This is a genomic window from Ruegeria sp. B10, from assembly GCF_056539825.1.
Genome location: NZ_JBQFVP010000011.1, coordinates 39,265 through 59,446, shown reverse-complemented (window position 1 = coordinate 59,446; position 20,182 = coordinate 39,265). Strand labels below are relative to the sequence as shown.

Here is a 20,182-nt window from a genome sequence, read left to right as displayed (position 1 = left end):
TATTCTGGCAAAAACCGGTTTTTTACCTAGTCCCGTTCGCTGTCCAAAGCTTCGCGTATGAGCGTCAGATTCGGCAGCGAATTGTGAAACGGACCTGACCCGAGTCCGGACAATACTGGAGCCAGGGATTCCGACATCCGCTTCGTACAAGCTTTCAAAAACTCCGCGCCTTGTGGCGTGGACCGGGCTATTTTCGAACGCTTGTCATTGGGGTTGGTTTCAAGGGTAATCAGAGCATGGTTTTCAAGGCTCGCGAGCATGTGCGTCATCGAGGTCTTGGGCACTTGAAACGCGTTCGATAGCTGTAGTGGCGTTTCTCCCTCGGGACGCCGGACCAGGTGGCCCAATATGCCAAATTGGGTTGCGGTCATTCTGCCAGGTAAGAACGCTTCAAGCTTGGTCGAGATCAGCTGGTTGATGATCCCGACCTCGGTGAAGAACCGGTAAACTTCGTTGGTCTCTTCTTCAGGCTTCATTCAGAATTCGCGTCTCCAGCGGCCAGCGGGGCGTGGCAATTGGCTCGGGTCCATACCCCAAACGCAGCAACATTTGCACCGTGTGGCCCGGTGACGCAAGAAGCTCATGCGCCAGAGCGTATTCATCGGCCATCTCAGGATATTCCTGAAGGGCTTGACTGACGGGATGCACGCCTAGCCCCATTTCGGTTGTTTTCAGGTAGAAACGCATTAATTGACGCCCGGCATCGAGTTGATCGCTTCGCGTATTTGTAGCTGTCGTGAGGACTGCGTATTGCGGCGTCGCGTCTAGCATAGCGAAGTAGCCACGCATGTGAGACTGAGTGCCTGGGTGGTCAACATTCATAAGGGTCTCATTGTCCAAAAGGCCGGTAAGTCGCAGCGTTTCCAGCATGGGATCACGCAGTTCAATCCCGTCTGGGTTGGCGTTGATTTCTGCTTTCCCGATCCGCATGAGGTCCACGGATTCTTTCAATGTCTGGGGTGTTCGCATTTCGATTTCGAAAGCGCGTTTCGTGAGATCTCGAATACGGGCCACCAAATCTTTATCGGTAATCAAAGTTGCATAGTTGCCAAGCGTAGACACTTGATCGGCAGAGAGTGGCTGTTCAGTGTACGGTTCTTTGTTGGAATGTCGGTTGAGGATTTGATCTGAGAGCGGATCGGGCACTCCGCCAGGAACAAACACTGCTTCTGCGATTGGTCCGTCATCTCCATTTGGCAGTAGTTTGGCCTCGGTATCAAATCCCTGTGCACCTGCCGCCAGAACCATCGTCTCAACAAATGCGCCGAGGCCAATAAAGAGCTGGCGGTGGTAAGGATCGGTTTCCGGAAGTTCGCGATCAGGATCACGGTGGATGCGCACCGTGTCTTGCCCAACCAACTCGACCAGCCAAGGTTGCAAGTTGTGTGGATTGGGGGCGAGAATAGCGTGGGACAAAGCAGCTTTGCGTGGGTCGTCATACGGTTTTGGCGTCCACGGAGCCAGCGCGTCATGCGGCGTGCGTGTAGCGAGGAACCCAACCGCGCCCGTTGCCGCCAGAATTGTGCCTCCGCCTAGAATCTTAAGAAAACGTCTTCGATTTGGCATCTTGAGTCTCCAATAGTACGATATCGAACTAAATAATACGAAATCGTACTAATTCAACCCCAAGCGATGCAGCGATTGGTTAAGTGATTTGAAAAAAGGAAAGCAGAACAGTCGGACGCAACCACGGACTGCCGCTATCGACAAGTACTCGGAGCGCCTTTTATGTCGCCAAAAAAAGCAGTTATTTTAGTTGATTAACGACCGGATACGAGAAGATCAGAGGCTGTTAAGTCGATGCTTTTCGAGTATCCCGCAAAGCATAGCCTGTGCTTGCAGCCTGTGTTCTCGATGACGTTCACGGGCAACATCTGGTCGACCTTCACTAATCGCTTGAAAAACAACCCGGTGATCTTCGTTGGATTTGACGGGCAGGGGCCTGATGAACAACGTCGTTGCGCGTGCGCGGCGCACCTGGTCGCTCATCATGGCGACAATCGCTTCGACCCGTTTGTTGCCGCCCAACCGAACGAGCTCCTGATGAAACAACTCGTCAGCCTCGGCCCAGGCTTCAAGGTCTTCGGCTTCGATGGCTTGATCCATCTTGGCAATTGATCCAGCAAGGACCGCCAGTTCATCTTCTGAATAACCCGCTTCGGCAGCGCGCTGTGCTGCGAGACTCTCGAGTTCCGTCAGGATGTCGTAGATTTCACGCATATCATCTGATGAAACAGGCAGTATCCGCACGCCCTTACGGGGCCGCATTTCAAGCAAGCCCTTACTCTCCAACATCAGCGCAGCTTCCCGTATCGGGGTGCGGGACATGCCAAGGGTCTCGGCAAGTTCCGATTCCAGATGGTCAGTTCCGGCTGCTAGTTCGCCAGACAGGATCATCTGTCGCAAATCCCTAACAGCGCGTTGGGTATTGGAAAGAGTTTTTGCGTCCTGACCCTTCACGGCGTCTCCAGGTTGATCTTTCGTCCCTCCGCAGCCGAGAGATAGATGTTCTCTTCAATGCGGATCACGTCCAAATAGTCTCGGGCCGTGTTTTCCAACGGCGTGCCCTTTACAAGGCCTGAGACGACGTGACTTTGCAAGGCGTGTACGCAGTCTCCTCCAAACCCATCATGATCGCTCGGAGGAAAAATCTGCTGTCGCTTCTGTTTTCCAAAAGCGCGGAGTTCAACTGAACCGTCGCCGTAAAGAACCAGTGATCCTTCGGTTCCTTCGATGAGAGCCTCACCCATGGTTTGACGCAGGTTTTCGGCACTGTGGTCAAGGCATCTGTTGCCATCGAAAAGGGCTTTCAAGCCGTTGGGGTGATCAAATAGGATGAAACCTGCATCCTCGCCCGCGATAAAGGGGTTAACTTGGCGCAAGTCCGCATAAACCGCGCTGGGCGCATCGAACAAAAATCGGAATGTGTCTACCCAGTGAACCGCTGTTTCATGCACCAGGAAACGCGGCATTTCCTGAAAGTACGGCTGCCGGTCAAGGTAGGCTCGTGGCCCCTGTCCGTCGCCGGGCCGAAGCCGGAAAGTCGCTTGTAGAGGTGTTCCAATACGACCCTCGGTCATCGCCACCTTGATCGCACGATACCAGGGCTGAAAGCGAAAATTCTCATGCACGACAATGGTTGCGCCTACCGCTTCAGCCTCGGAGACGATCTTCTCCGCTTCATCCAGAGACATGCAGAATGGCTTTTGACAGATCAGCCACTTGATACCAGAGTTCAGTACCGTTCGGATGGCTTCGGCCTGCGCTACAGGTGGAAGGATGATGTCCACGAGATCTGGTTTTTCCGCCTCCAGCATTTGTGACAGATCATCGTAAGCGGCAAGTCCTGTTTCTTTAGCCTTGTTGATATCACGGTTGCAGGACGCAATCGGAACCGCTCCGGGCATTCGGGACCAGCTTTCGTAGTGGAACCTGCTGAAATATCCCGCGCCCACACAAGCAACCCTGATGGTTTGTCGAGTATTCATGCCCGTAGTGCTTCCAATACCGATGCGGCTGCATCCTGCGTTCCGGCGGTGCCACCTAGGTCACGCGTCAGGTTCTGTCCGTTCGCAGTCACTTTTTCCACGGCTTCACGCAATCGTTCGCCGTCGTTGGACAGGCCTGGGTGATCATGGGTCAGCCCCAACCATTCAAGCATCATTGCTGCGGACAGGATCATTGCAAAAGGGTTGGCGACACCCTGTCCCGCAATGTCCGGAGCGGAACCATGACAGGGTTGGAATACAGCGTGATTCAACCCTATATCCGCTGACGGAGCCAGTCCAAGACCGCCCATGAGACCTGCACCAAGGTCGGAGAGGATGTCTCCGAACATGTTCTCGGTCACCAAGACATCGAACTCCCAAGGTTTTTGGACCATCCACAGTGCGGTTGCATCAACATAAGCATGGTCTGCCAGCAAATCTGGATGGTGGGCGGCTTCTGCATCAAACATTGATCTGAAGAACGCAAAGGCGCGAAATACATTGGCCTTGTCGACACATGTAACTCGCCCCCGGCCGCGCCCGGTTCTTTTGCGGTTCTGGGCGAGCTCAAACGCAAACCGGAATAGTTTTTCGGACACTTCACGCGTGATCAGCAAGGTCTCACGTGCTTCATGTTCGGTGACTTCGCCAGCGCCTTGGGTGAAGAACAGCCCTTCTGTGCTTTCGCGTATCAAGACAAAGTCGATCTCTTTTCCGGGAGGCAGTGCCAATGGGGTCATTTGTCCGCTGCTTACCTTTACCGGTCGTACACCAGCGAAAAGTCCCAGTTGCTTTCGCAGATCGATCTGCGGTGAAATCTCGGTTCCGTCCGGGTATCGAACATCGGGCAAACCCATTGCCGACAGCAGAATCGCGTCAGCATTGCGCGCAGTCTCGAGTGATCCAGCCGGAAACGATTCTCCAGTTTTGGCGTAGTGGCCTGCGCCTGCCGGCGCGTCTGTAAACACCAGTTCATAGGTGGGATTGCTGAGCGAGAGCTGGAGCAGGATTTCAAGCGTGGGGCCCATAATTTCTGGGCCAATCCCGTCCCCGTGGAACACTGCAATATCGTAAGTCTTTTTCATTTTGCCCCGCTTCCTTCCTGTTTCGCATTCATAGCGCGATCGCAGCTTTCACTACAGTCCGTTGACAACGCATTCTTTAATGTATACGCAAATAAATGCAATAATAAACGCGAAGTTGTTTGGGAGGACTTGGAAATGAAACTAATGCTAGGGCGGTTGGCGGCCGCAGCTGTGATGGCGACCAGTATTGCAGGCGCAGCTGCTGCGCAGGATTACCCCTATCGTGATATCACCACAGCTGTGGTCTGGGGGGCCGGTGGCGGTACGGACACGATCAACCGTATGATCATGGCCGAGATGGAAAAACACCTTCCGGTCTCGATCAATGTGATCAATCAAACAGGTGGTGTCGCAGGCTCCAACGGTATGGTCTACGTTATGAACCAACCAGATGATGGCTACACACTGGTTGGTCTGTCTGAATCGAATGTCACCGCTGGTGTGCAGGGTGGTTGGGATAAGAAATTTGACTTTTGGTATCCCTTCATTGTTGGCGGATCACCTGATCTGATCTCGGTTCCGGCGGACAGCCCTTACAATACTCTGGAAGAACTGGTCGACGCCGCGAAAGCTGCTCCGGGCACTATTCCAGCCGCGGCTTCGGGCGCAGGTTCGATCCACCACTTGAACCTTCTGGCCATCGAAAAAGGGTCCGGTGCAGAATTCAAGTTTGTTCCATACAAAGGCTCCGCGCCCGGGCAGGAGGCAGCGATAGCGGGTGAAGTTGCGTTGGTTGTGACCTCACTGGCTGAACAGGCTCCGTTGATCGAAGGCGGTCAACTTAAACCGCTTGCTATGTTGACGCCTGAGGACGCGCAGATCGCAGGGTCAACCGTGCCGTCTGCCTTTGGCATCTATGACGGTCTCGACCAGTATTTGCCGCTCAAACAGGCGATCGGGTTTGCGGTTCACAGCTCGGCCGGGGATGACGTTAAGGCTGCCTTAGGCGATGCGTTCGAGCAGGCTATTGCGTCTGACACCGTCGCCGAATGGGCTGCGGCAAACAACTACGACGTCGGTGGTCAGCACGGCGAAGAGGCTCAAGAGCTGTTTGCGAACCTCGAGGCTACTTTTGCCTACACCTTGCAAGATTTGGGTGCCGCGACCGTCGATCCGGCCTCGCTGGGTATCGAGAAGCCCTAATCCGATCAATTTTGAAAGGGCGCGCTTGATTGCGCCCTTTCCCTAAGGAGGCAGGCAATGGACAAACCTGACGAAACACTGGTCATGCGGACGCGCGACTTTTGGGCAGCAATTGTTCTAATAGCGGTGTCCGTCTTTTTTCTTTGGAAGACGACAGACATCCCACTTTGGGGTGAAAACCGCGCAGGTGTAAGTGGATCTGATTGGTACAACTCGGCTGCAATTGTACCGCTATTCATTTTCGGTGGATTACTTGTCTTGTCCTGCGTGTTGCTTGCGATTTCGATCCGCTCAGGAGGCGCTCAAAACGTGCTTAGCGCGTTGGGTATCGGATGGGATAAGTCGGAAGCCTATCGAGCTTCAACAATAGGCCTGATCCTTCTTGCATATGTCGTGGGGCTCGTTCCCAGAGTGGACTTCATTCTGTGCTCTGGATTGCTGATTACAGCTTTGACTTACGGCTACTACGGCGGCCATGCTCGGCGTGCTTTGGTTGCCTGTATCGCAGTTGTCGTCACCGGTTTGTTTGCGTTCGCCGCGTTTCCTGCTCAGGCGGATTGGAATGCACACGGTGATGATTGGTTCACACTGGCCATTTGGATCGCGTTAACGCTCGTGGTGTTCACCAAAGCGGCCTCTGAGCCCATTTTGCGGTTCGTTCCATTGGTGGCAATACTTGCCCCGCTCCTCCTTGTTTGCGCGATGGCCTTTGTTTTCCGGCAGAACGTGCCCGCGCGCGGAGGGCTGATCTTCAAGCAAATCGAATACCACTACTACGTGACGCTTCGTCCGCTATGGAAAGACTGACCGGATGGACTTTATCCTTTCGCAACTGGCTGGGTTTGGGACCGCCTTCGTGGGCCTGGCAATAGACCCGCTGACCTATCTTTATTTAGTCGCTTCCGTGTTCCTCGGCATCACGTTCGGCGCATTGCCCGGTCTGACGGCGACCCTGGCTGTGACGATCCTGACGGGTTTCTTCGGCAACAAGATCCCATTGGACTATTCACTCATCGCGTTGCTCGGGGCCTATGTCGGCGCGATCTACGGCGGCTCTTATCCGTCTATTCTGCTCAACATACCTGGTACAGCAGCCAGCGCGGCGACGGCCATGGACGGCTACCCTTTGGCCAAAGTGGGTCGAGGGGGCGAAGCGCTCGGGCTGACCACGACGGCCAGTTTTATTGGTACAGTTATCGGGACCATCACGCTTTTGATTTTTGTCTGGGCGCTGCTTTTGGTTTCAAAGAACATCGCAAGCCCGGAGAAAGCACTATTGGCCCTTTTCGGCATTCTGCTTTCTGGCACTTTGATGAGCGAAGACCTGGTGATTAAGGGATGGATCGCCGGTCTGATTGGGCTTGCGATGTCCATGGTGGGGCTCGACCCTCTGTTGTCTGAGCCACGCTATACCTTCGGCTGGTCTTACCTTATGAGCGGATTTCAGGTCGTGCCAGTTTTGATGGGGGCTTTTGCCATTCCCCAAATCATCGACGGTTTGAGGCACGTCGAGGCCGGGAAGGTTCTGGCCTTGAAAGGTCGTATCCTTCCGAACCTTCGCTCAATTCGACGCTACCTTCCCACCATTGGCCGGTCAGGCGTGATTGGGACAGGGGTCGGAGCACTTCCCGGAGTAGGCGAAGATGTAGCCGGTTGGGTCAGCTACGGTGTTGGCAAGACCGTATCCGACGAGGGCGACAAGTACGGCAAAGGATCATTGGAAGGTCTGCTGTGTTCTGAGACAGCAAACAACGCCTGTATTGGCGGCGCGCTGATCCCGCTTTTGGTTTTGGGTATTCCCGGTTCACCACCCGCCGCCGCTTTGATGGGCGCTTTCAAGATTAACAATGTGATCCCCGGGCCGACGATCGACCCCGAGATCATTCTGCGCGTGGTTGCGATCCTGGTGCTGGCCTCCCTGACGATGTTCCTGATGGGGCTTTTCACGGCTCGGGTCTTTATCAAGATACTCGCCATCCCGCAGACCATCTTCTTGCCCGTCGTTATGGTTCTGACAACAATTGGGTCTTTCAGCGTCGGCGGTGGCATAAATGACCTCTACCTGATGCTCGGCGTCGGTGCCGTTGCCTATTTCATGAACCTGATGAAATACCCAATCGCGCCGTTGGTTATCGGCGTTATACTGGGCGGCCTGTTTGACGAAACCTTCCGCCGGTCGCTGTTCTTGTCGGACGGGGATCTTTCGGTCTTCTTTTCACGACCCGGTGCGGCCATTCTGCTGGTGCTCAACATTGGTCTGATCCTCAGCCAACTGCCCGTCGCAAAGCGCGCTTTCTCACGTCTGAAAGGACTTTCTGTCTAATGTTTGTGGTCACTGTCACTTTCACTCTCAAACCTGGTACGAGAGACACTTTCTTGCCTCTGATGGTAGAAAACGCTTCAACTTCTTTGCGTGAAGAACCCGGATGCCATCAGTTTGACGTTTGCCTCGGCGACGATCCCGAGACAATTTTTCTCTATGAGGTTTATGATGACAGCGTGGCGTTCTCTGCCCACCTAGAAAGCGTGCATTTTCAGTCCTTCGATACGGCAGTGGCTGATATGATCGCCACCAAGGTGGTTCACCAGTATTCCGAGGTCATCCGATGAACGATTGGGAAATCCACGCCGTGAAATACGCGGATCGAAATGCCCGGACGCGCGCTGATAGTTTCATCGTCGATGATAATCACGATGCGCCCCATGCGATGGATTACTTCGTTTGGGTGCTCAAACGCGGCAACAAAGTCATTCTGGTAGATACTGGCTACGACGCCGATGAGGCAGCCGCCCGTGGTCGTCCAATTGCGATGGATCCTCGCGAGGCTTTGCGGCCCTTAGGCATTTCGCCAGAAGCGGTGACCGATGTCATCGTGACCCATCTTCACTATGACCACGCAGGGGGGTTGCATATGTTCCCCAACGCAAAGTTGCACATGCAGTCGGCGGAAATGGCCTTCGCGACAGGTCCCTGCATGTGCCATGGCCACCTACGCGCGCCTTTCACGGCTGGCCATGTTTGCGAGGTGGTAAAGCGTCTCTATTCAGGTAAGGTCGTGTTCTACGATGGAGAAGCTGAGATTGCAGATGGGGTCACCGTGCACTGCATCGGTGGGCATTCGCGCGGGTTGCAATGCGTTCGCGTAAGAACGGCAGCCGGTTGGATGGTGCTCGCCTCTGACGCCTCGCACTACTACGAGAATTTCATGGCGCGCAAAGCCTTTCCCATCGTCGTCGACCTGCAAGACATGATGGATGGTTTCGAGACGCTTGAGAGGTTGGCCTCGCACCCTCGACTTATCGTGCCTGGCCATGATCCACTTGTGCGTGAGATCTTCCCCGTCGGAGCAGCACCGCATATTCATAGGCTGGATCCCGGGCCAACCAGGGACATCAAACTATGAAGATCGGCGTCATTGCAGACGATTTTACAGGTGCGAGTGATATTGCGAACACCTTGGCAAAGGGTGTTGAGCCGGAAGGTGGATTACGAACGGCTCAGTTCCCGGGTATTCCTACGACCCCAGCCGACGAGGAGATCGAAGCGGGTGTGATTTCACTCAAGAGCCGCACCGCACCGACTGAGGAAGCGGTAGCGGACAGCTTGCGCGCTCTGCGGTGGCTTAAAGATCAAGGATGCAAGCAGTTCATCTTCAAGTATTGCTCCACCTTCGATTCCACGATTGAGGGAAACATCGGCCCCGTTGCGGAAGCGCTGGCCAACGAACTGGATGCGCAAAAGGTGGTTTTCTGTCCGGCCTTTCCGACAACGGGGCGCACAGTCTATCACGGTCATCTTTTTGTGTTCGGCAAGCCGTTGAACGAGTCCGGGATGGAAAACCACCCACTTACTCCGATGACGGATGCAAACATCAGGCGATGGTTGCAGCATCAAACCAAAGAATCGGTCGGGTTGGTGTCGATCGACGCCGTCAAGCAAGGATCAGAGGCGATTGCGGCAGCTTTGCAGAACGCCGACGAACGTTTTGTGATCGGTGATGCGATTTCGGACGAAGATTTGCTGGCCTGGGGCGGGGCTCTGAAGGATGCCAAGCTCATTACCGGGGGATCTGGAATAGCATCGGGTCTACCCAGAAACTCCGTCAGAAAAGCTTCTGCTAAAAGAGGTGGCAGTGTGTTCACAGGTATCGCTGGGCCTGCCGCGATCCTTGCCGGGTCGTGCTCGGGTGCAACCCGTGGGCAGATTGGTGTTCATTTGAAATCCCATCCGACCTTCGCCATTGATGTGCCAGGCGTCATGTCCGGGGATGTGACCACGCAAACGCTTCTGGATTTCTTTGAAACGCATCCGGATCAGGCGCCACTCGCGTATTCATCGGGAAGCCCGGATGATGTGCGCGCCATCCAAAGTCAATTTGGCCAAGAAGCCGTGGCGGAAAAGCTGGACAATCTCTTTGCAGATACAGCACGACAACTTGCCAAGACAGGGTACAGGCGTCTTGTGGTGGCAGGAGGAGAGACGTCGGGAGCTGTTGCCAAGGCCGTCTCTGAGGCACTGGGGTCTCCGGCCATGTCAATTGGCCCAGAAATTGATCCGGGCGTGCCAGTCTTGAGCGTTGGAAAATCTGAACCCATTGCGCTGGCTCTAAAGTCTGGAAACTTCGGCGCTCCGGACTTTTTCGCGAAGGCCCTCAAAATGATGGAGGTCGGCAAATGAGTTCTGAAGAACTGGCGCTGCGACAGCAGATGTCGGAACTGTGCGCCTCGCTGTCTGCGCGTGGCTTTTCCGTTGGCACTGCTGGCAATGTCTCCGCGCGTTTACATGACGGGATTCTCATGACGCCAACCAACTCCACCTTGGGGAATATCGATCCCGAGCGCATCGCCAAGATTGATTTGGATGGGAACCATGTCTCCGGAGACAAGCCGACCAAGGAAGTTTTTCTACATCAAGCCTTCTATGAGACGAGACCTGAGGCTGGCGCCGTGGTGCATCTGCATTCGACCTGGGCCACTGCTCTGTCGTGTCTGGAAGACACCGATCCAGACGACTGTATTCCGCCGCTGACACCATACGTGGTGATGCGCGTCGGCACGGTCAAACTGGTTCCATACGTTAAGCCGGGTGACCCAAAATCCGGTGACTTGATCCGCGAACTGGGCGGCGAATGTAGTGCTGTTCTGCTGGCTAATCATGGCCCGGTCGTGTCGGGAAAGGACCTCTTCTCTGCTGTTTGTGCAGCAGAAGAGCTGGAAGAAACGGCCAAGCTGCTGGTGGCTTTGCGCGGTTTGCCAACCCGCCTACTGGATGCTGAACAAGTCACAGAACTCAAAGAGACTTTCGGAAGGATGTAGTCGGACGCCGATAGGAGGAGTGTGCAAACAATTGGGAAAATCGTGAAAAGTTATTCGAAAACACGCTTGAGCTTAATCAATGCAATCAATTGCAGGAACGCACCGTTATGAGCGCGCTTACATGATGCTTAGGTTTGCGCATAACACTACGCTCACCCCATAAGTTTGCGTAGTTTGCCTGTAGTCTTGCGCTGCGCGATTCTCTGCCTTAGCGACGAATTTAATCAGTTTTTGTCGTAGTCATTGCGGCCATGGTTCTTTGCGGGGCTCAACCCCACAAAGGGCCTCTCTAAGGCCCCTTGGGTTCCATGCGGCTTTTCTGCTTGGATTCTCGCGAAGGTCTGCAATGCGCTGAAAGCGAAGTTTGCAAATTCTGGCGGGCGGATGATCCAAATGGCCGGCTGGAAAGGAGCAACGGACGTTTTGAACCCAATCCAGCCGTTTTTGCAGGCCGGAGTTCTCTGGTAGCGTCGGGTATTTGCCAAAATACCTACAGCTGAGACCCAATTGGTAAAATACTTAAAAATCCGGCAACTATGTGATCCCAGGTCGATCCTGTCGGTTCCGATTGGTACTCAAGAACGTTGCCATCATCGCCTCTTGTCGTCCATTTAAGCTGACCAGCTTTCTCGAGAGTCACGTTATATGTGTATGCGGGTAGCGCGTCGTCCAAGGCACCCATGGTCTGTGTCGCCAATGCCGGCGAGTCAATCAGAATTCCCATCTCGGTGTTGATGTTGACAGATCGCGGATCCCAGTTGAACGATCCTACGAACAAGTATCGGTCATCGACTGCAAATGCCTTGGAATGCAGGCCTGACCTGGATTGAGCCCAGTTAATACCGCGGCGTTGGACCTGATAGGCGTCCGGTCGCAGTTCATAGAGTTCTACTCCACCGCGCAGAAGTGCACGGCGTTTTTTGGCGTAGTGGGCGTAGACGGGTGCGACGTCGTTAGAGGCAAGTGAATTGGTTACAACCTTTACGTCGACGCTGCGGCTTTCCAGTTCGGTCAGCCATTTCACACCGTTGTTGCGTGGCACGAAATAGGCGGAGACGATGTTCACTTCACTGCTTGCATTCTCAAAGTACGGAAGCAATTGAGATGCCAGAACGGGACCTGAGTTCTCGAGACCGGCGGCTTTTGACGGCGGATCGGCGTAAAGCTTCGCAGGCAGCCAATCCAGTGACAGGGCTCCATCTGCGAAGTTGTCTTGTGCCGACTTTCTGAGGGCCGCACCATACTGCGTCTGCTTCGCTTCCTCGACCAGTTCGTTCAACCTGACTCGCGCATCACCAAGGTTAAGTTCCTGAGGTTCTCCAACGACTACCCGAGCCGGAACGGCGAATTCGCTGTTCCAGTACGTGTCAAAGCTTTGTGACACCTCGCGTACAACGGGGCCCGCGGCCAGGACATCCAAATCAGCGTAGTTCATTTCTTCTCGCGCGAGAAAGTACTCGGCGCCGATGTTCCTCCCACCCACAATCGTGAACACATTGTCAGCAGTCATGGATTTGTTGTGCATTCTGCGATTGATGCGTTTGAAATCTGTCAAACCTGCGATCAGAAGGCTTTGTTCCCGCCAGAATGGATTGAACAGCCGGATCTCAATGTTTTCGTGATTGTCCAACGCGGCGGTCATCGCGTCATAGCTGGACGTATCCATGTCATCCAGCAACAATCGGACACGAACACCCCGATCGGCTGCCTGCAAAAGACTGGCGGCGAATAGGTGGCCCGTTGGGTCGTCGTGTAGAAGGTAGTATTGCGCGTCTATCGTTCTCTCGGCCGCCGCAGCGAGCAACAGCCGCGAGACAAGAGCTTCTTCGCCGTCACTGATCAGCTTTACGCCCGACCGACCGTCTTTGGGATCGCCAAGCCGATTGGCCGCCCGACTGAGAGCTGTGCGCGAGTCCGCCGGCAGCGAAGCCGATACCGTCTTTTCAAATGTGCGAGTTTTGGGGGCGCAAGCAACAAGGGTCAACGTGCATAAAATACAGACAACCAGCTTCCATCGTGTCATCAGCTTCCTCCATCCCCTTATATTAGGTGACAACGCCGAGACGGGTGATTGCAAGTCTGTTCTGTGAAGTATGAGACTGTTTTGCTGGTCGTTGTTGATTTGGGGAAACCCTCAACTCCCCCATGCAGTTATGTGATTTTGACGCAATCTCAATTCAAACGTACTCTACCAGCAACCAAGCGCGAACGAGGACCATGCCTGATCCCGAACACAGAAATAACTCCGCTGCGGAGCCTTCGCCGCGTGCTGTGGCCGACGGTATCGGCGTGGCAACGGAAGAGTTCAAAATCTCGATGCCAATCGGGATCGGAGCTGTCTTGGCTGCTCTGGCTTCCTTGGCCACGTGCTATTCCGGGATTTTGCTCACCTATTTGGTTGGCTACGAAGCGCTTACGATAAATCCACATGCGCAAGCGGTGCTCATGTGGGTGTTTGCGTTGTTGGCGGTTAGTTTCTTGTGGAGAGACCGAAAACGGCATGCCAAGGAGCTTCCACTCGTCCTTGGTGGGATTGCTGCCGTCATCCTGATTGTCACACTGTACTTCGGCTATGATGAACGCGTCGAAGCTTTGGCTTATGTGCTTTTGGTGATCGCGGCTTTGCTAAACCAGAACTTTATACTCGATGCTTTGAACCACACGGTTCGCAGCCAGACACATGAAATAGAAGCATTGAACGAAAGACTGACTGAGAAGGTAAAGCGCCAGGAAGGCGAGATTGACAGGCTGGGGCGTCTCAAACAATTCCTTGCGCCTCAAGTTGCGGAGCTTGTAGTCGAAGAAAACGCTGACGATCTTTTGAATACTCACCGTCAATACATCGCTTGCCTATTCTGCGACATCCGGAATTTCACCGCCATTTCCGAGGCGATTGAGCCGGAAGATGTCATTACGCTTCTCCAGCATTTCCACGATGAGGTTGGCCATTTAGTTGCCCGACACAAGGGAACAATCGGATACCGAGCCGGAGACGGATTGATGGTCTTCTTCAATGACCCGGTTCCGTGCGATCAGCCCGTTCTGCAAGCCGTGCGGCTGGCCAAGGCAATAAGCGAAGCTTTCGAAGAAATACGAGCGCCCTGGCAGAAACTCGGACACACGATGGGACTGGGTATTGGGATAAGTAGTGGTTACGCGACACTTGGGCTTATCGGGTTTCATGGTCGCGCCGACTACACGGCAATAGGTGGGGTCGTGAACACCGCATCCAGGCTTTGCGACTTTGCCACCGACGGGCAGATCCTTTTGAACCAACGGGCGCTATTAGACATAGAAGAACGTGTGGAGACTGAAGAAATGGGAGAGCGGGAACTGAAGGGCATTGGTAACCCCGTGCAGATTTTTCGTGTTGTCAGCCTCTCCCATCAAGCAAAATAATACTCTTTTTCAATAGCTTTTCGAATTTTCAAGGCCTGCTTTGGACTGCTAGCGGCCTGAGGCACACTTTTTTGAGAACGGCAGCACTGAACGCGCGGCGGCAATCCTACGGATCGCTAAACGCTACACTCAACGGGCGTAGCCGATGGATTGGAAGCTTTTTCCAAGCATCTTGGAAAAGTGACAAGTGGCAGAAAAACCGCGCAATACGTCAAAGTTCACCGACCACTCGGTCAAGGAAATTTCGTGGTCGCTTTTAGCCATGTAGAGCGAGACGAGCGCGACTGGGCCGTTTTTTACTTGTCCCGGATCAAGAGTGGAAAGATCGTCGAACATTGGGATTTTCAGGAACAGATCGGCCCGAAAGAGGCCTTGAATAACTCTGGCAAATTCTAGCTGAGTAGAGCGTCATTTTTTCTCTGGCGGCGGCTGAAGATGATTTCGTGTTCAGGGCAAAGGCGTACTAGCGTTGGCTCAGCATTCCATAAATTGAATGGTTGTATTTGATTTGTCCCGCAAGATAATCTGAATGCAGCTTTAGATACACGGACCATTTGTGGAGCTTTAAATGAACAGGTTGGCGCTGACAGCAATGGCATTGATCTCCGCTGGCGTGGTGTGGGCTGCTGGTATGGAACGGTGGGGTGAATCCGGGGACTGGACAATCCTGATTGATCCCGAAAAGGGCAATGGCTGTCTCGCGTGGAAGCTCTTTGAAGACGAAATGACTGTTGAAATTGGCGCGGCTCCCAATCAGGCTGGTGGTTTTTTTGCCGCCTATAATCCGGCCTGGGTGCAGATCGAGGACGGCGCGACCGGCATCGTAAAGTTCGATTTTGGTGATGCAAAATTCGAAGGCGAAGCGGTTGGTATCTACAAGAATGGAGTTCCCGGTGGCTATGCCTTTTTCGACAACCCAGCGTTTGTGACCGAGTTTGGAAAACGCCAAAGCGTTACGATTATTGGCGAAAGTGGCGCCGAGGTTGAACTCGACCTCAGCGGGTCCGCAAAAGCCATTGAGGCCGTTCTGACGTGTCAGGCCGAACAGCCGGAACCACTGAAGAACTAGGTCACGCCCGACTACTGCAATTGATTGATGTCCGGCACACAGGGTTGCCTGTCGACAGGCATAGCGTCAGCGCCCTCTGGAGTCTTGCTTCTCGACCCACCCACATCCAGCTTGAACTTTGGCGACGAAAGCTGACCCGTTACATCAAATGGCCAAGCACTCCGGGATAGGGGTTTGCCGACGCGACGAGGCTCGGCTCTTAGTGCGATGCTATCGTTCAGCCAGTCCACTTGCCCCCTGGCCACCAATTGAACCGATCCAGTTTCGATGACGATGGAGTTTGAACTGACCCGTCCGGCCTGGATATCAACCGGGGCGACCACGCAAGTGATGTCGGTATAGCCTTGTCGGAACTCTTCTGAAAAGAGCCAAGGGAAAATACCTAGCCCGGCCAACTCTAGTAGGCTGGTACTAATGTAACCTTGCGACATCGACAACGACGCATTGCCACGCATCGAATTGACGAAGGTCTTGCCCGAGGCGGTACTGCCAGAAACGTTGAACTCACCGCTCAAACGCCCATAGGCCTCAATACCAATGCCCAACTCATCTAAGATTTCGCCGAATTCCCATCCCGAGGTCGATCCCGACAATGAAAGCCAATCAGGAGAGTCAATCAGATCCATGACCGCCAGCAGGCTGAAGTTTCCGCCACCATAAGCCATCTGAAGAGGCCCGAAATCCACGGTTCCTTCTTTGGCAGACAATTGGCTTGAAACAGACGTTACTCCTTGCTGGCCTGCAATCTCTTTGAATTCGATCTGTACCTCGACGTCCGCTTCTCGAAGCACGCGTTGTACATCCAGAAGATCGGCAGGTTTTCCTTTTTCCTTTGGCAATACCAAGGGCTGGACGTCTGTCTCCTTCGGTAAAACCAAAGGTTGAACTTCGGCTTCAGGTTCCTTTGCGGTCTCGCCTACCAAGCTTTTCAGTTGGTCCAGCACGGCAGTCAGGTTCTTCAGGTCGTTGAGATCGAGCCTTTCGCTCGTGATGTCGCCCCGAACAACAGTAGCACCCTCGGGAAATTTTGTGTCCAAAGCCGCAAGAAGATGCGAGGACCCTGCTTCGAACTGGATTGCGGCATCAAAGTCCTCGCCCTGTTTGGAGGTTTCCGCATCGATAGCTAGCGATCCGATCTCGACAGGCTGCAGATTCACTGCGGTCAGAAACTTGGCGCTGTCGTCGATGTCCAGTTCCACGTCGAAATCGAGACCGGAAAGCCCTTTTAGCTCGTTGACAGATAGTGCGAGATCGAGCGCCCAGAGATCGGTGCCGTAAGTGGTCGCGTTAAACCTGTTGAGTGAAACCGGCCCACCCGCGTTGGATATGTTGAAATCGGCTTTGATGCCGCCGAACTGGTCAACGTAGTCTTCATCGAGGTTGGGCAAAATCAACTTGGCGGGCCCGTTTAGCTCCCCATCGAAAGTCACGTCCTGAAGCTGAAGCAGATCGAGGATTTCACCTTCGGCTTTCAGGACAGGCTGTTCGATTGGACCGGCTTGTAGCGCAATGCCCAGCATGGCAAGCCGTCCGTCTGGCATGCGGCGAATACTTTCGATTGAGGCTGGGCCGATTACGTCCAGCCCTTGGTCAAATGCATTGGTTTGGAACAGCAACTTCTCAAATTCGAAGGAAGCCAGGGATCCGACCATATGCATTTCAAAGCCGGTGAATTTAAGTTCCTGGATACTTTTTGCTGCTGGCGGAGGCTGTCCTTCGGGATGAAGCCGCGCGTTGAAGATCAGATCAACGCCCTGAGCGGTGTAGAGGTCATCTATTGAACCCTCAGCTTCGAGTTTTTGCCCATCCTCCAAGCTTACAGTTGTTGTAAACGCCTCGATCTTCAGAGCGTCCTGAGACACGAGTTCTGCTTGCAGCTGACCATTGCCTTCCAGAACGCGTTCCAGCCCGATGACGTCCAGAAAATCACCGAACTCACCTGTGTCCATTTCCAAGACTGCCCGATAACCGCCCCCTTCGTCTGCCGAGAAGGGCTCGCCATCGTAGCCTACGGTCATTTCGCCAAAACTGGCGCGTGTCGTAAACGGTGCGGCGTGTGGGTAGTCGCCTTCGATTTCGAAAACCTGACCGTTGACGGAGCCGGAACCAGAGACCTTTGTTCTTTGTCCATTGTCTACTTGTTCGAGCGCGAGTGACTGAAGGTCAAATACAAATGAAAAGCCCGAGACCTTGTCGTCAATGTTTAACCCGATTGATTTGAAACTGACGTTCTTGTCGCTCAGGAAGTTCAGGATTCCACTGCTTTCCGTGTCGGTCTTATCGGTACCATCAGCGCTCGCGACGTCTTTTTGATCATCCGCTGATACAGTTTCCTCTGAAGTTGGCTTGGGTGTTGGCTCGCCTTTTCGCCAGCTTGTGGTGCCGTCTTCTGCCGTCAGAAGATTTGCTTGGAGGCCTTCCACGACGAGATTGTCAAAGTGCAGGCGCCTGTTGGCCAAAGCTGCAATATCCAGTTCCAGCTCCAGCAGGTTCAATTCCACAAGAGCTTCCTCCGGCATTGTCAGGCTCGGGATGACCACACCACCGACGTAAATGTAACTCGTGCGGCCAAGCGCGACGCTTACATCATCATTGACATGAAGTGGCCGACCAATTTGTTCCGAAAGAACTCTTTCCACAAGGTCGCGCCGCATGTCCGAGAACATCGGAGCAGCAAACAACAACCAAACAAACGCGACTGCTGCGAAAGCGAGAAGTGCGACAAGCCCAATTATCCTAAAAAGCCAAACCCTCATGCGCTCCCCTATCGCCGCTTTCGCCGTTCAGTCTCTCACAAGCAGATATTCGGCCCACTAAACTGAATGCCCTTTCTGAACCTTATTCGGGTCAGTTGGGCCGTGTCACTATTCGTCTTTGATAGCCCCGCCAGTCGCTTTTATTCTTCCCATCAGTACACTTGTCCTATTGGTCGTAGCCTCTTCGGAAGTTTTGGTTGGTCCAAAAGTCTGAACGTCATCGACCTCCAAAGTAAACGCAGCCTTCATGAGGACGGGACCATCAACAACCAGCATTTCTTTCTGCGTCGGGTCGATCCTGATTTGACCGGTTACAACGATGGGCTCGTAAACCGTCGAGGGCCTCCAGGAATCACTAAGGCGCAAACGCACCATCTGGTTCGGAGGCGGAGGCGGTACGTGGCTGCACATTCCACGTTCCGGTACGATATACGCCATTTGGGAGCCATCTTCGTCGCGGGGTGCCGGGATCACAAATCCGCCCAATGAAACGGTCACGCCATCGATGTCGACATTGGCGGCCGTGCCCGCCTTCTCACGTCTTTCCATCACAACCCAGCGTTGGGAAATCAGCCAGTTCGCATCAATGCCGTCCTCAGCAAGAGTTGCTTCGGTCGTCTCGATATCCACTTGAAGCTGGTCCAGCTGTTCTGGCGTCGCCCCGCCTTTTTCTTGCCGTGCGCGCAACCGGACCAATTTACGAAGCGCGTTAAGCTGTTTGTCAGTCAATTCAACGAAAGGATCTTCGTAGTCTTGAGCGGATTCATCGATCAGGTCTGACCATTCGATACGTGCAATTTCCGAATGAACCGGCAAAGCCAAAAAGTACGCGGCTATTACCGCAAAGGAAAGACGCATTGTCATATGCTCCTCAATTGTACGCAAAACAGCGCCCACTGCCACTGGCTCTGACGGGTCATTATTAAGTTCCAACGGATTCCTGCGCGAGCAGGACGCGTGCTCATGAAAGGGTCGCAAGCGCAAAAAGTATAAGAAGGGCTTTTTCGATCGCTAGGCCTGGTGTCTGGGTTTTGAACTTGGGCCGGGGTTCACAGAAAGATCGCCCCGGCCAGCGTCAGGGCAAACGAGGTAATTCTTGCCCTGAAACATCGTACTTTCGTCTAGTTGATAAGATCACCGACGATGCCGACGGCATCAACAACGGTAGACAGGTCATTCGTAACTTCGAGAACTTCACCATCGACCTGAATGTAGCGGTTTCCATTGCCCGGCTCCTTCAGCTTCCATTTGGAAAGGTCCCCGATTTCTTCGAACTCCAGGTCAGACGGGAGCTTGGCACCGCGCGTGTAGCGCTTGATCTGACCAGGTGGCACAGCCTTTGGGCCTTTGCCGGGTTTGTCTTCAATCTGAATGCTTACATCACGGTCTTTACCCCCCTTGTTCGGCTTCTTACCCTTGTTGTCTTTGGCATAAGCTTCGCTGCCTCCAAGGATGAAAAACACAACTGATAAGGCTGCGAGAATTCCGTACACGATCTTCATAGACTGTTCCTTTGCTTCCTAACTTCATTCGACCGGAGTTGAAAATTCCGGCACGCGCTTCAGGGCTTCAACCCTGTCCGCGCTCGTCATCAGTTCGATGAACCTGTAGTCTTTCAGAACCCCTTGGCTCAGACGCGAAACATACATGGCCTGCACCATGCCCGGATCGTCTGGGAAACGGACGGTGATGTAGTTCTTGCCATCGGCCAGTCCCCAGAAATAGCTGATCATCTCACCGCCCATTGCGGCGAGTGCAGCGCCCATGTCCTTTTCCCGGTCGGTCGGGTTGTCGATCATGATTTGCCAGGCATCGGGGTTTGGTTCCCCGATCCCCAGATAGTATCGGCTTTGGGTTTGTTCCGCTGCTGCTTCAGCAACGCCGATCCCAAATACGCAAAGAGCTACTGCGATTGCCTTGTTCATT

20 protein-coding genes are annotated in these 20,182 nt (G+C 53.8%); 9 read left to right on the top strand and 11 right to left on the bottom strand.

Annotation, left to right across the window (positions count from 1 at the left end; genetic code table 11):
* Positions 1-26 precede the first annotated feature (26 nt).
* The 5 genes from ACR0J4_RS15935 to ACR0J4_RS15915 all read right to left on the bottom strand — a co-directional run bounded on the left by ACR0J4_RS15935 (position 27) and on the right by ACR0J4_RS15915 (position 4,573).
* Positions 27-476, bottom strand: coding sequence for a MarR family transcriptional regulator (locus tag ACR0J4_RS15935; RefSeq protein WP_170550122.1), 450 nt, complete (start codon positions 474-476; stop codon positions 27-29).
* The gene (locus tag ACR0J4_RS15930; RefSeq protein WP_480668734.1) at positions 466-1,416 is read right to left on the bottom strand and encodes an Acg family FMN-binding oxidoreductase; all 951 of its coding nucleotides are present in this window, start codon (positions 1,414-1,416) and stop codon (positions 466-468) included. The genes ACR0J4_RS15935 and ACR0J4_RS15930 overlap by 11 nt, the downstream gene beginning before the upstream one ends.
* Positions 1,417-1,782: 366 nt before the next feature.
* Complete coding sequence (locus ACR0J4_RS15925; RefSeq protein ID WP_170643587.1) at positions 1,783-2,460, bottom strand: GntR family transcriptional regulator; 678 nt, start codon at positions 2,458-2,460, stop codon at positions 1,783-1,785.
* Positions 2,457-3,488, bottom strand: coding sequence for a Gfo/Idh/MocA family protein (locus tag ACR0J4_RS15920; protein WP_170643588.1), 1,032 nt, complete (start codon positions 3,486-3,488; stop codon positions 2,457-2,459). Before ACR0J4_RS15920 ends, ACR0J4_RS15925 begins: the two co-directional genes overlap by 4 nt.
* A complete protein-coding gene (locus ACR0J4_RS15915; RefSeq protein ID WP_170643589.1) occupies positions 3,485-4,573 on the bottom strand; it encodes an isocitrate/isopropylmalate family dehydrogenase in 1,089 nt (362 codons plus the stop codon). Before ACR0J4_RS15915 ends, ACR0J4_RS15920 begins: the two co-directional genes overlap by 4 nt.
* Before the next feature lie 135 nt (positions 4,574-4,708).
* Between ACR0J4_RS15915 and ACR0J4_RS15910 the strand changes: the two genes are divergently transcribed.
* The 7 genes from ACR0J4_RS15910 to otnC all read left to right on the top strand — a co-directional run bounded on the left by ACR0J4_RS15910 (position 4,709) and on the right by otnC (position 11,032).
* Complete coding sequence (locus ACR0J4_RS15910) at positions 4,709-5,716, top strand: tripartite tricarboxylate transporter substrate binding protein (protein WP_170643590.1); 1,008 nt, start codon at positions 4,709-4,711, stop codon at positions 5,714-5,716.
* Between the two features lie 84 nt (positions 5,717-5,800).
* Positions 5,801-6,523: a tripartite tricarboxylate transporter TctB family protein gene (locus ACR0J4_RS15905; protein WP_480668733.1), complete on the top strand. Its 723-nt coding sequence runs from the start codon at positions 5,801-5,803 to the stop codon at positions 6,521-6,523.
* Between the two features lie 4 nt (positions 6,524-6,527).
* Complete coding sequence (locus ACR0J4_RS15900) at positions 6,528-8,039, top strand: tripartite tricarboxylate transporter permease (RefSeq protein WP_170643592.1); 1,512 nt, start codon at positions 6,528-6,530, stop codon at positions 8,037-8,039.
* Positions 8,039-8,326 carry a putative quinol monooxygenase gene (locus tag ACR0J4_RS15895; RefSeq protein ID WP_170643593.1) on the top strand — a complete coding sequence of 96 codons (288 nt, stop codon included), beginning with the start codon at positions 8,039-8,041 and terminating at the stop codon, positions 8,324-8,326. The genes ACR0J4_RS15900 and ACR0J4_RS15895 overlap by 1 nt, the downstream gene beginning before the upstream one ends.
* Entirely contained in the window at positions 8,323-9,120 is a 798-nt protein-coding gene (locus tag ACR0J4_RS15890) for an N-acyl homoserine lactonase family protein (RefSeq protein WP_170643594.1), read from the top strand. Before ACR0J4_RS15895 ends, ACR0J4_RS15890 begins: the two co-directional genes overlap by 4 nt.
* On the top strand, positions 9,117-10,394 hold the full coding sequence (gene otnK / locus ACR0J4_RS15885; protein ID WP_170643595.1) for a 3-oxo-tetronate kinase: 1,278 nt from the start codon (positions 9,117-9,119) through the stop codon (positions 10,392-10,394). Before ACR0J4_RS15890 ends, otnK begins: the two co-directional genes overlap by 4 nt.
* On the top strand, positions 10,391-11,032 hold the full coding sequence (gene otnC, locus ACR0J4_RS15880; protein ID WP_170643596.1) for a 3-oxo-tetronate 4-phosphate decarboxylase: 642 nt from the start codon (positions 10,391-10,393) through the stop codon (positions 11,030-11,032). Before otnK ends, otnC begins: the two co-directional genes overlap by 4 nt.
* A gap of 490 nt (positions 11,033-11,522) precedes the next feature.
* On the opposite strand, the gene ACR0J4_RS15875 is transcribed toward otnC, so the two are convergent.
* Positions 11,523-13,109: a phospholipase D family protein gene (locus ACR0J4_RS15875; protein ID WP_480668732.1), complete on the bottom strand. Its 1,587-nt coding sequence runs from the start codon at positions 13,107-13,109 to the stop codon at positions 11,523-11,525.
* A gap of 140 nt (positions 13,110-13,249) precedes the next feature.
* Here ACR0J4_RS15875 and ACR0J4_RS15870 point away from each other — a divergent pair, with 140 nt between their 5' ends.
* The gene (locus ACR0J4_RS15870) at positions 13,250-14,431 is read left to right on the top strand and encodes an adenylate/guanylate cyclase domain-containing protein (protein ID WP_170643597.1); all 1,182 of its coding nucleotides are present in this window, start codon (positions 13,250-13,252) and stop codon (positions 14,429-14,431) included.
* Between the two features lie 129 nt (positions 14,432-14,560).
* Here the strand turns inward: ACR0J4_RS15870 and ACR0J4_RS15865 are convergent, their stop codons facing one another.
* Positions 14,561-14,767: a hypothetical protein gene (locus ACR0J4_RS15865; RefSeq protein ID WP_170643598.1), complete on the bottom strand. Its 207-nt coding sequence runs from the start codon at positions 14,765-14,767 to the stop codon at positions 14,561-14,563.
* A 232-nt stretch (positions 14,768-14,999) separates the two neighbouring features.
* On the opposite strand from ACR0J4_RS15865, the gene ACR0J4_RS15860 reads away from it, so the two are divergent.
* Positions 15,000-15,500 (top strand): hypothetical protein, encoded by a 501-nt coding sequence (locus ACR0J4_RS15860; RefSeq protein ID WP_170643599.1) that lies wholly within the window; start codon positions 15,000-15,002, stop codon positions 15,498-15,500.
* A gap of 11 nt (positions 15,501-15,511) precedes the next feature.
* Here the strand turns inward: ACR0J4_RS15860 and ACR0J4_RS15855 are convergent, their stop codons facing one another.
* From ACR0J4_RS15855 to ACR0J4_RS15840, 4 genes are all read right to left on the bottom strand, one after another.
* The gene (locus ACR0J4_RS15855; RefSeq protein WP_170643600.1) at positions 15,512-18,256 is read right to left on the bottom strand and encodes an AsmA family protein; all 2,745 of its coding nucleotides are present in this window, start codon (positions 18,254-18,256) and stop codon (positions 15,512-15,514) included.
* A 108-nt stretch (positions 18,257-18,364) separates the two neighbouring features.
* Positions 18,365-19,114, bottom strand: coding sequence for a DUF3299 domain-containing protein (locus ACR0J4_RS15850; RefSeq protein ID WP_170643601.1), 750 nt, complete (start codon positions 19,112-19,114; stop codon positions 18,365-18,367).
* Between the two features lie 263 nt (positions 19,115-19,377).
* Positions 19,378-19,758, bottom strand: a complete 381-nt coding sequence (locus ACR0J4_RS15845; protein WP_170643602.1) for a hypothetical protein — start codon at positions 19,756-19,758, stop codon at positions 19,378-19,380.
* Positions 19,759-19,782: 24 nt separating this feature from the next.
* A complete protein-coding gene (locus ACR0J4_RS15840; RefSeq protein WP_170380100.1) occupies positions 19,783-20,181 on the bottom strand; it encodes a hypothetical protein in 399 nt (132 codons plus the stop codon).
* Between the last annotated feature and the right edge of the window lies 1 nt (position 20,182).

Coding starts and splice junctions, on each gene's coding strand:
- ACR0J4_RS15935 (WP_170550122.1), bottom strand. CDS start 476: ATGAAGCCTGAAGAAGAGACCAACGAAGTTTACCGGTTCTTCACCGAG.
- ACR0J4_RS15920 (WP_170643588.1), bottom strand. CDS start 3,488: ATGAATACTCGACAAACCATCAGGGTTGCTTGTGTGGGCGCGGGATAT.
- ACR0J4_RS15915 (WP_170643589.1), bottom strand. CDS start 4,573: ATGAAAAAGACTTACGATATTGCAGTGTTCCACGGGGACGGGATTGGC.
- ACR0J4_RS15910 (WP_170643590.1), top strand. CDS start 4,709: ATGAAACTAATGCTAGGGCGGTTGGCGGCCGCAGCTGTGATGGCGACC.
- ACR0J4_RS15905 (WP_480668733.1), top strand. CDS start 5,801: ATGCGGACGCGCGACTTTTGGGCAGCAATTGTTCTAATAGCGGTGTCC.
- ACR0J4_RS15900 (WP_170643592.1), top strand. CDS start 6,528: ATGGACTTTATCCTTTCGCAACTGGCTGGGTTTGGGACCGCCTTCGTG.
- ACR0J4_RS15895 (WP_170643593.1), top strand. CDS start 8,039: ATGTTTGTGGTCACTGTCACTTTCACTCTCAAACCTGGTACGAGAGAC.
- ACR0J4_RS15890 (WP_170643594.1), top strand. CDS start 8,323: ATGAACGATTGGGAAATCCACGCCGTGAAATACGCGGATCGAAATGCC.
- otnK (WP_170643595.1), top strand. CDS start 9,117: ATGAAGATCGGCGTCATTGCAGACGATTTTACAGGTGCGAGTGATATT.
- otnC (WP_170643596.1), top strand. CDS start 10,391: ATGAGTTCTGAAGAACTGGCGCTGCGACAGCAGATGTCGGAACTGTGC.
- ACR0J4_RS15870 (WP_170643597.1), top strand. CDS start 13,250: ATGCCTGATCCCGAACACAGAAATAACTCCGCTGCGGAGCCTTCGCCG.
- ACR0J4_RS15865 (WP_170643598.1), bottom strand. CDS start 14,767: ATGTTCGACGATCTTTCCACTCTTGATCCGGGACAAGTAAAAAACGGC.
- ACR0J4_RS15860 (WP_170643599.1), top strand. CDS start 15,000: ATGAACAGGTTGGCGCTGACAGCAATGGCATTGATCTCCGCTGGCGTG.
- ACR0J4_RS15855 (WP_170643600.1), bottom strand. CDS start 18,256: ATGAGGGTTTGGCTTTTTAGGATAATTGGGCTTGTCGCACTTCTCGCT.
- ACR0J4_RS15850 (WP_170643601.1), bottom strand. CDS start 19,114: ATGCGTCTTTCCTTTGCGGTAATAGCCGCGTACTTTTTGGCTTTGCCG.
- ACR0J4_RS15845 (WP_170643602.1), bottom strand. CDS start 19,758: ATGAAGATCGTGTACGGAATTCTCGCAGCCTTATCAGTTGTGTTTTTC.
- ACR0J4_RS15840 (WP_170380100.1), bottom strand. CDS start 20,181: ATGAACAAGGCAATCGCAGTAGCTCTTTGCGTATTTGGGATCGGCGTT.